The 8706-nt window shown below is 72.6% G+C and carries 3 protein-coding genes and 2 pseudogenes; 1 reads left to right on the forward strand and 4 read right to left on the reverse strand.

Annotated features, from left to right (window positions below; all coding sequences use genetic code 11):
- The 4 genes and pseudogenes from V7E05_RS09555 to V7E05_RS09570 all read right to left on the reverse strand — a co-directional run.
- Positions 1–693: pseudogene (locus V7E05_RS09555) on the reverse strand (hypothetical protein); the annotation flags it as partial.
- 201 nt (positions 694–894) lie between these two features.
- A complete protein-coding gene (gene murJ, locus V7E05_RS09560) occupies positions 895–2865 on the reverse strand; it encodes a murein biosynthesis integral membrane protein MurJ (RefSeq protein WP_333619428.1) in 1971 nt (656 codons plus the stop codon).
- Positions 2862–5897, reverse strand: coding sequence for a hypothetical protein (locus V7E05_RS09565; RefSeq protein WP_333619429.1), 3036 nt, complete (start codon positions 5895–5897; stop codon positions 2862–2864). Before V7E05_RS09565 ends, murJ begins: the two co-directional genes overlap by 4 nt.
- 17 nt (positions 5898–5914) lie before the next feature.
- Entirely contained in the window at positions 5915–7672 is a 1758-nt protein-coding gene (locus V7E05_RS09570; protein ID WP_333619430.1) for an NUDIX hydrolase, read from the reverse strand.
- Between the two features lie 250 nt (positions 7673–7922).
- Here V7E05_RS09570 and V7E05_RS09575 point away from each other — a divergent pair.
- Positions 7923–8706, forward strand: a pseudogene (locus V7E05_RS09575) (hypothetical protein); the annotation flags it as partial.

Here is an 8706-nt window from a genome sequence, read left to right on the forward strand (position 1 = left end):
CTCCTCGCGCGAGGCGCTCGCGGTGATCCCGGGGAAGGCGAGGACGGCCAGGCCGTCGTCTGTGACCCGGAGCTGATCGGGAGAGCGAATGCCGAGCACGAGGCGGCGGTCGTGTGCGTGGGCGACGGCCTCGGCCAGCGCGCGCAGGGACTCCGCGTCCTTCGCGGGATGAGCGCCGGCGTCGCGATAGGCCGCGGCAAGCGAGCGCCCGGGGGTCCATTCGGCGACGATGATCCCGCCGCCCTTGCCGCGGATGATGTCGAGGATGCCGACGGTTCCCGGCGCCCACATCGAGGACAGCGTGAGGGTCTCGTCGAGGATGCGCGCGGCCGAGGAGATCGAGCCGCGCGTCGAAGCGGCGCCGGACGCGCTGGACGGTGTCGAGGCTGAGCTCGATGACTTGGACGAGGATGCAGCCGAAGAAGAAGCCGAAAAAGAAGCCGCCGCCTGCGGCGATCCGCCTGCTGCCGAGCCCGAACCGGCCTCTGGCGCAGCGGCCGGAGCCGAATCGACGAAAACGAGCGCGACGGGCCTACCCAGGCGCGTATCCCGCGCCTCCCAGTATTGCAATCCCTCGGCACCACCGTGGGGCGCGACGAGGCGATAGCGGCCGCCGGCCACCATGCTCCCCGGGCCGAGCTCCGGCGTCGGCGTGTTCTTTTCGCCGCCGGTGTTGCCTACTTCGCTTGCCACTGATTGCTCCCGCTCACCGCTTGGTTCTCCGCGCGCCGCGCGTCCCGCGAGGCTCCACAGGGCGCTGAGCCCGGGACCCTCTCGGTGCCACGGCACGAGCCCGTTCAAGGATACGCAAGCACCCTCTGCACTCGCGGAGGAGAGGCGCAAGATCGCGAGAAACTTCGGCGGCCGATTGCCCCGGGAAACTTTCGGCGAGCGCTACCGCCTGCCGATCCGTCCGCGCAGCGCCGAAATCCGCTGCGTGAGCGGCCGCAGTTCGGGCAGCCCTGAACGCATGAGCACCGCGATGATCACGGCGAATGCGATGGGCGTGAGGATCGCCATGCGCACGATGTCGCCGGCGGGCCCGATCGCCCCGGCGAGCGCGGAGAGGTGCAGGAGCCAGTCGGCGCCGACGGCGACGGCGCAACCGAGCACGGAGGCGAGCAGCACCCAGCCGGAGGACCGGAGTACCTCTCCCCCGCTCAGCGAGCCGAGGGCGCGGCGCAGAAGCGCATAGCCCACCACGGCGCCGACGATCCAGCCGAGGCCGTTGGCGAGGGCGAGGATCATCACCACGTCGCGCGGGTCCGAGGCCAGGGCCGGTGCCATGAGAGAGACGACGATGCGGATGACCGTCACCACGGCGATGACGATGTTCGGCGTCCAATAGTCTTCGCGGGCGTAGAACACGCGCTGCTGCAGCAGCACGATCGCGTAGGGAATGATCGTGAACGCCGAGGCCGAGAGCGTCTGGCCGAGGATGCCTGCGTCCCCGGCGCCGAAACGGCCGTACGCGAACAGTGCGGACGCGATGACGGGACCGAACGCCGTCATGAGCGAGACGATTGGCAACAGACCTGCGATCGAGAGGCGGGTGCCGAGCGAGATGTCGGCGACGACCTCCTTGTCGCGGCCCGCGGTGCCGTTGTCGGCGAGGCGCGGGTTGATCGCCGTGAGCAGCGTGACGCCGAGGATGCCGTACGGCACCTGCAGGAGCAGCCAGTTGTTCGTGTAGATCGCGATGGCGCTCGCATCGGCGGAGTTGCCAATGTGGTTGGTGATCACGAGGCCGACCTGCGAGACGAGCACGTAGACGAAGCCGGCGAAGGCGCTCGGCGCGAACTGCCGGATGCGCGAGTCGATGCCCCACTCCGGGCGCAGCCCGATGCCGAGGCGACGCAGCGGCGGCATGAGGATCGCGGCCTGCACGACGACGCCGAGGGTGGTGCCGAGACCGAGCAGGAGGATCGGTATCGAGAGCACGTTGACCTGCTCGTCGGCGTCGATATGGCTGCCGAGGACGACGTAGCCGACGAGCGTGGCGATGGCGATGACGTTGTTCCACACGGGCGCCCACGCGCCGGGCTTGAACACCTCGTTCTTGTTGAGCACCGCGAGGGCCACCGAGAACACGGCGTAGAAGAAGATCTGCGGCAGCAACAGGTAGGCGAAGGCCACGGCGAGCGAAGTGTTGACCTGCCCCTCGCCGAGATTGATGCGCGTGAGCAGCGGCGCCGCAGCGACGGCCGCGACCGTGATGACGAGCGCCGCCGTCGCGGCTACCGTGAGCAGGCGGCGGATGAACCCGACGCCGCCGTCGGTGTCCTCGCGTTGCGCGCGTGCGAGCAGGGGCATGAACATTCCGGTGAGCACGGAGCCGAGCACGAGTTCGGTGACCATGTTCGGCAGCGTGTTCGCGGCGTTGAACGCCGAGGCGACCGGCCCGCCGAGCGCGGCGAGGAGCAGCACCATGCGGGCGAAGCCAGTGATCCGCGAGATGAGGTTCGCGATCGCCATCGAGCCGATCGCGCCGAGGAGGCCCGACGATCCTCCGGCCCGCTCCGCCGAACCGGCGGCGGCGCCGGGTGTGGCGGCAGGTGCGGGTGCGTTCGGATCGCGGGAGTGCTCGTGCCCGAGCTCGTGCCCCTCGCGTGGCATGTGCGCCTGTGACGACGGACGTGCCGAATCCCCGGAGATGCCGCGCGCCCGCCGCGCGGCGGGGGCGGCGGCGCGGGCCTCGGCGAGCGCGGTGGCCTGCGCCGCCGCCTGCGCGGCGATGATCTGCTGCTCGGAGAACGAGGCCTCCGAGACGGGCGGCGGGGCAGCTGCGGTCCGGACCACGGAGCCGCCCGCCTCCATCCGCCTTCCGCGCATGCCGAAATCGGGTCTGCGTGGAGCGTCGCTCACCTGGATCTCCAATCTTGCGGGCTCTGCCGGTCGGATGGGTTGTCGTGTTCGTCGCCGTTGTCGGCGCCGTCGTCGGGCTCGGGGCCGCGCTCGGACCCAGGGCCGGGCCTGGGGTCCGGCTCCGGGCCGCTATCCTGCTCGCCCCCGGGCGCCGCGGTCTCGGCGTCTCCCTCGCTTGCCTTGCCGCGGCGCACCGTGACGTAGCGGCGCGCCATGAGCAACAGCGCGAGGAGCCCCGCGACGAGCGCGAAGATCCACGCGAGCCGGGAGCCCCCGGTCTGCACCTCGACGTCGACGGGATCGGAGAGAGCGTAGCCGTCGGCGCTTTCGAGGGCGATGGTGATCCCCGTGCGCGTTCCGGATTCGGTCGACTCCGCGGGCAGCTGCATGGTCCGCGAACCGGAGGCCGGCACCGAGATGAGGCCCGGGTCCTGCACCTCCATGCCCGGCGGGGTGTCCACACGCAGCGCGACACGCACGGGGAAGGGCAGCTCGTTGCGCGCGACGAGGAGCAACGGCGAGTTCGGCGAGGCCATCGTGTAGACGGCGCCCGGCGGGATCAGCGTGACGGCGGCAATGGACTCGTCGGCCGCGCTCTCGAGGCGGCGCGCGGAACCCACCCCGGCGTCCCGGGCGAGGCGCCCGGTGTCGGGTCCGGCGGCGGGATCGCCCGCGTCGAGGCCGACGGCCCGGATCGAGCCGTCACCGCCGGCGCGCCGGAACGTTGTCGACAGGGCGCGGAGCGCTTCGCTGCGGAGCGGGTCGATAAAGGCGTCGGCCGAATTCGCGGTGGGATCGGAGGTGTCGACGAGACGGCGGATCACGTCGACTTTGCTCATCGCGCGCCGCACGCGCGTGATCGTTCCGATGTCCACTGCCCCGGGATCGGCATCGGGGATCGGCGATCCGTCGGGAGCGGTGGGCGCGACGTACCCGGAGGCCTCGGCCGAATCGTCGCCGAGGGTGTCAGGAGTGATGGAGAGGCCGAGGCGCGCGGGGTCCGAGCGGACGGGCTCGGCAGCGGCGCCGGCGCCGTTGTCTCCGCCGCCGTCGCCGGATTCGCCGCCGGATTCGCCGTCCCCGGCGTCCTGGCCTGTGGGGTCAACACCGCCGGCCGGAGGCTGCGCGAGCGCCTCAGCCAGGCCGACGGGACGCATGTGACCGGCCGTGATCTGCGAAGAGGCGGTGTCGAGGATGGAGCGGACTCCGGCGTCATCCAGCGTCCACACCGACGGCGGCATGAGCAGCACCTTGCGGCCCTGCTCGGCGGGGGCGTCCGGTGTGTCGCCCGAGTCGTCTGTCGACGAGTCGGTCTGTGAGGCGGCCTGGGAGTCGGCCATGTCCGCGAGAACAGGCGCGATGACGGCGGACCGCGCGTCCTGTAGGCGGGCCTCGGCGGAGTCGGACTCGAGCCAATAGCGCTGTTCAGGGTCGGAGTAGCGCGGGTTCTCCGGGACGGCGCCCGTGGCCGAGAGCGCCGTGGCGAGGTACGGATCGTAGGCCAGCGCGGTCTGGCCGGAGCCTTCGAGCCGGTGCGTCCCGGAGCGCGGGATCCCCCCGGACGGGGTGCACAGCCCGGACGCCGCGACAATCGCGGGGCGCTCGCTCGCCTGCTTCATGGAATCGAGGGTGCTCTGCGCGATGGTGCCCTTGGTGGGGATCGTCGCGTCGACGGGATCGGCGACCCCGAGTACGCGGTTGATCTCGCTCCGGGCGCCCGCGCCGAAGGCATCGGCGAGTGCGGTGGAGCCGGTGGCGGCGACGGCGTCGATGTCGGCGCTCGCCGGCGGGAGCGCTACGGTGCAGTGGTTCCCGGCCATCGCCCGGAGCCGGTCGAGCCAGCTGGAAGCGGTCTCCTTGGCGTCGGTGATCTCACGGGCCTCGTCCGCGCCGTCGACGACGACGCGCTGGCCGGAGGCGATGTCGTCGACCGTACGCAGGAGCTCGGGATCGATCGCGAGGCACACCGCGTCTTTGAGCTCCGGCTGCTCGGACTCCGCGCCCTCGAGGGCGTCGAGGAGGCCACTGAGCCTGCCGCCTGCGGCGAGCTCGCCGAGAAGCGAATCGTCCGTGAGGTGCACGGTCGGCGAGGGCCCGTCGAGGCCGGGGCGAACCGCTCGGCGGGTCGGGTTCGCGGACAGCGGGTAGACGATCGTGAGCTCCGAGACCGGGCTCTTCGCCGGCGCTTGCGAGGAGCCATCGGTTCCGAGCTCCGCGCGGCCCGCGGGGGAATCCGCGTAGCCGGGCACGAGGCGCAGCGCGCTCGGCAGCACGGGAAGGAGCGTGCGCGCTGAATCGAGTGCGACCGCGCCCTGCCCCTCGACGGTGCCCTGGGCGGAGGCGAGCAGCGGGTAGACCCCCGGGGTATCGATCTGCAGGGACGGTCCGCGGACAGCGGCCAACGGGAGGGAGATCTCGAAATCCATGGACTCGCCTGGGGCGATGGTGCCGTCGAGTACGTGCTCCGGACCGGCGACGCCGAACGCCGCAGTCGAGGCGGAGAGCTGGCTGCGGACGGCCGAGGTGTCGGAGGTGCCCTCGCCGCGCTGGAGCCGGACGGAGACGTCGCTGATCGCCTGATCCGTGGAGTTCGTAATGGTCCCCGAGACCGTGACCAGCGGGATCCCGTCCACGGCGTCGGAACCCGGTGCGCCGTCGGCGACTTGGGGGGTGATCTTGTCGATCGCGACGCGCGCGAATCGCGGGGCGGGGTTCGGCACGAGGCCGAGCTCGAGCGAGGTCGCCGGGTCGGGAGCGCCGGGCGCGGCTGTGGCACGGGCCGTCGAGGAGCCCTCGGCGAGGAGGGATGAGTCGGGGTCCGCGGCGGGTGCGGGGCCGGGGGCACTAGCGGGTGGGTTGCCCGGGTCGCCACCGGCGGCGTTTTCCTGGGCGGGGTCTTCGACCGCCGGCGCCGCCTGGGCGAACGCGGAACTCTCCCCTTCCCCTGCCGGCACCTGCGCGAAAGCGGACCCGGGGAGGGCGGCGAGCGGCGTGAGCGCGAGCCCGGCGGTGCACACCAGGCTCACACCCACGCGCGTCCCGCGCCGCGTCACCGGCCGCTGTCCCTGGTGGTGCGGTCGGAGGTGGCTGCGCCGCCGGTGCTGCCCGAGCCGGAATTGCCCGGGCCGTTGTTGCCGGGGGCGGAGCTGCTCACGCCGGAGTTACCGGAGCCGGAGGTGCGCGGGGCGTTGTCTAACTGGGCATTGCCGTTGTTGCCAGTGGCATTGCCGTTGTTCCGGCCGGCGCCGCCGCGGTTGCCGCGCCGGCGGCCGCCGCGACCCCGCCGGGACCGCGAGCGGCCGCGGCCATCCCCTGAGGCACCCGGACCGCCCTGGCCGCCCTGGCCGCCCTGTCCCGCCGGACCGCGCTGGCCCTGCGCGCCGCGCTGCCGAGGACGCCCGCCTTCGCCGGACCTGTTCTCGCCGCCGCGGTCCTCGCGGGAATCGCGGCGTGCGGCGTCAGCGGCTTTCTCGCGCGCCTTCCGCGCCTCGATCCGCTCCCGATCGGCCTGACGGCGCGCCGGGTCGATCGGCTCTGCCGGTCGCGCCTCGGGGTTGCGGCCGGCGACCTCCGCGGTGGCGAGGTCGGGCAACAGCGTCAGCGCCTTGTCGATGAGTCGACGCTCGTCGGTATAGGCCAGGCGCGTGGGCAGCTGCCGCAGCGGCACCCACGCGACCTCCGTGATCTCCGGGTCCTCGTCGCAGAGTTCGCCGTCGTCGTAGCGGACGACGTGGTGATGCACCCTCTTGTGGATGCGCTTGCCCTCGGCGACGAACCAGTATTCGATGCTGCCGAGCTCGGCGAGGATCGTGCCGTTGGCGCCGGTCTCTTCGAGGATCTCGCGGCGCGCGGTCTCGGCGTTGGTCTCCTCGCCCTCGACGTGCCCCTTGGGCATCGACCACAACATGCGGCCGCGCCGGTCAAGCCGGCCGATGAGCGCGACCTCGAGCGCGTCGACCGACATGACGTCGACCTCCGTGCCCTGCTTCTCCGCGGCCGCGGTGGCCTCAGCGAGCTCTCGAAGCCCGCGCACGACGAGACCGCCAGCGGAGGTCTCGCGGACGGTGCGCAGCGGCGGGTGCGCGCTGCGGATCGGCTTCTTGCGCGCCGTGGGCCGGGCCCCGGCGACGTTGCCCGAGCGCGCCTGCTTGTTCCGCGCGCCCTGCGTGCGATTGCCCTGGGAGCGACCGCCCTGTCCGGCGCGAGTGCCCTTGCCACGGGACTTCTTGCCGCTCTTCGCGCGTACCTGTCCGCGGCCGGCGCCCTGGGTGCCGCCCTGCGTGTTGCCCTGTTCGGCGGGCCCGCCGCCGTTCTTCTCGTTGTTCTTCTCGGTGCGTTGTTGCCCACCGCGCGCAGAAGAGACGTCTCCCCCGCCCGCGCCTCGCCGCGACGTCCCGGACCCATCCCCGTCGCCGAGCGTCGGCGAGCCCGCGGCCGCAGCGGCACCGCCGCCGTTGCCTGCGCCTCGGCCCGAGCCTCCGCGGCCGCGACGACGCCGCCGCCGTGAGCGGCCCTCGGAGGGGCCGTGGCCGGGGACGTCGCCGGAGCGGTGCGCCCCGGAATTCGAGCCCGATCCGGCTCCTCCGCCGTGGCCCGCGGCCTTTGCCTGGGGGCCGCGCGCCGAAGGGCGCGCCCCCTCGGCGGGCTGGGTTCGCGCTGCGCCGCCCTTGGGTCCTACCTGTGCGTTTCCGGGGTTCGCCCCGGACGTCGGCGACGGGTGGTGCCCCGCGGGTCCGGCAGCGCGCCGGGAACGCCGTCGGCCGGAGCGTGAAGACGCACTCGCCGATTGACGTTCGAAATCATTCACCAATCCAGGGTATCCGACGACCCCCGGATATCAGGGAATCGTCGGCTTGATTGCGCGAGCTCGCCGACGGCCCCGCACCCGGCGTGCCGCCCGCCTGGAATCCGGGCCGGACGCGCGGCCGGTCGCCCGGGCTATCGCCTCTCCTATAGTCCCGCCGATCGCGTCGCCCGTCGACAGGTCCATCGCGCGGCCGATCGCCCCGCCCAGAGCTCGGTCGAACGGCCCGGAGCGGCGCGGTAAAGTTCTGGCGATGACTTCCCCCGGCCAGCAACTCGAGCTCCTCGCCGCCGCACAGAGCAGACTCCATGCCCTGCGGCCGACGCTCGCCCCGCTCGCGGACGCCTTCGCCGCGCGGGGCCATTCGCTGTACCTGGTCGGCGGCAGCGTGCGGGACGCGCTGCTCGGCACGCCAGTGTCCGACCTCGATTTCACCACCGACGCCCGCCCCGATCGGATCGCCGAGATCCTCCGCCCCCTGGCGCGCGCGGTGTGGGACACCGGCATCGCCTTCGGGACCATCTCCGCAGCTGTTCCGGCCGTCGCGCCCGTCGACGCTGCGGGTTCCGGAGCGGGCTCGGGCTCGGTTTCGGATTCGGGTTCGGACCCCGTGGATGACGGCGCAGGTGCCGATTCCGAATGGCAGGTCGAGATCACCACCTTCCGGGCGGACAGTTACGACGGCGTCACACGCAATCCCACGGTGGAGTTCGGCGACACGCTCGAGGGCGATCTCGTGCGCCGCGATTTCACGGTCAACGCCATGGCGATCCGGCTGCTCCCCGACGGCGAGACGGAGTTCTGCGATCCGCTCGGCGGGCTCGAAGCGCTCGTCGGACGGGTCCTCGACACGCCCTCGCCGCCCGAGGTCTCCTTCGGCGACGACCCACTGCGCATGCTCCGCGCCGCGCGCTTCGTCTCGCAGCTCGGCTTCGACCTCGCGCCGCGCGTTCTCGAATCGATGTCCGCGATGGCGCCGGAGATCGACCGGATCACCGCGGAGCGCGTGCGCGCCGAGCTCGACAAGCTCCTGCTCG

It is taken from the genome of Dietzia sp. (assembly GCF_036741115.1).
Classification (GTDB): Bacteria; Actinomycetota; Actinomycetes; order Mycobacteriales; family Mycobacteriaceae; genus Dietzia.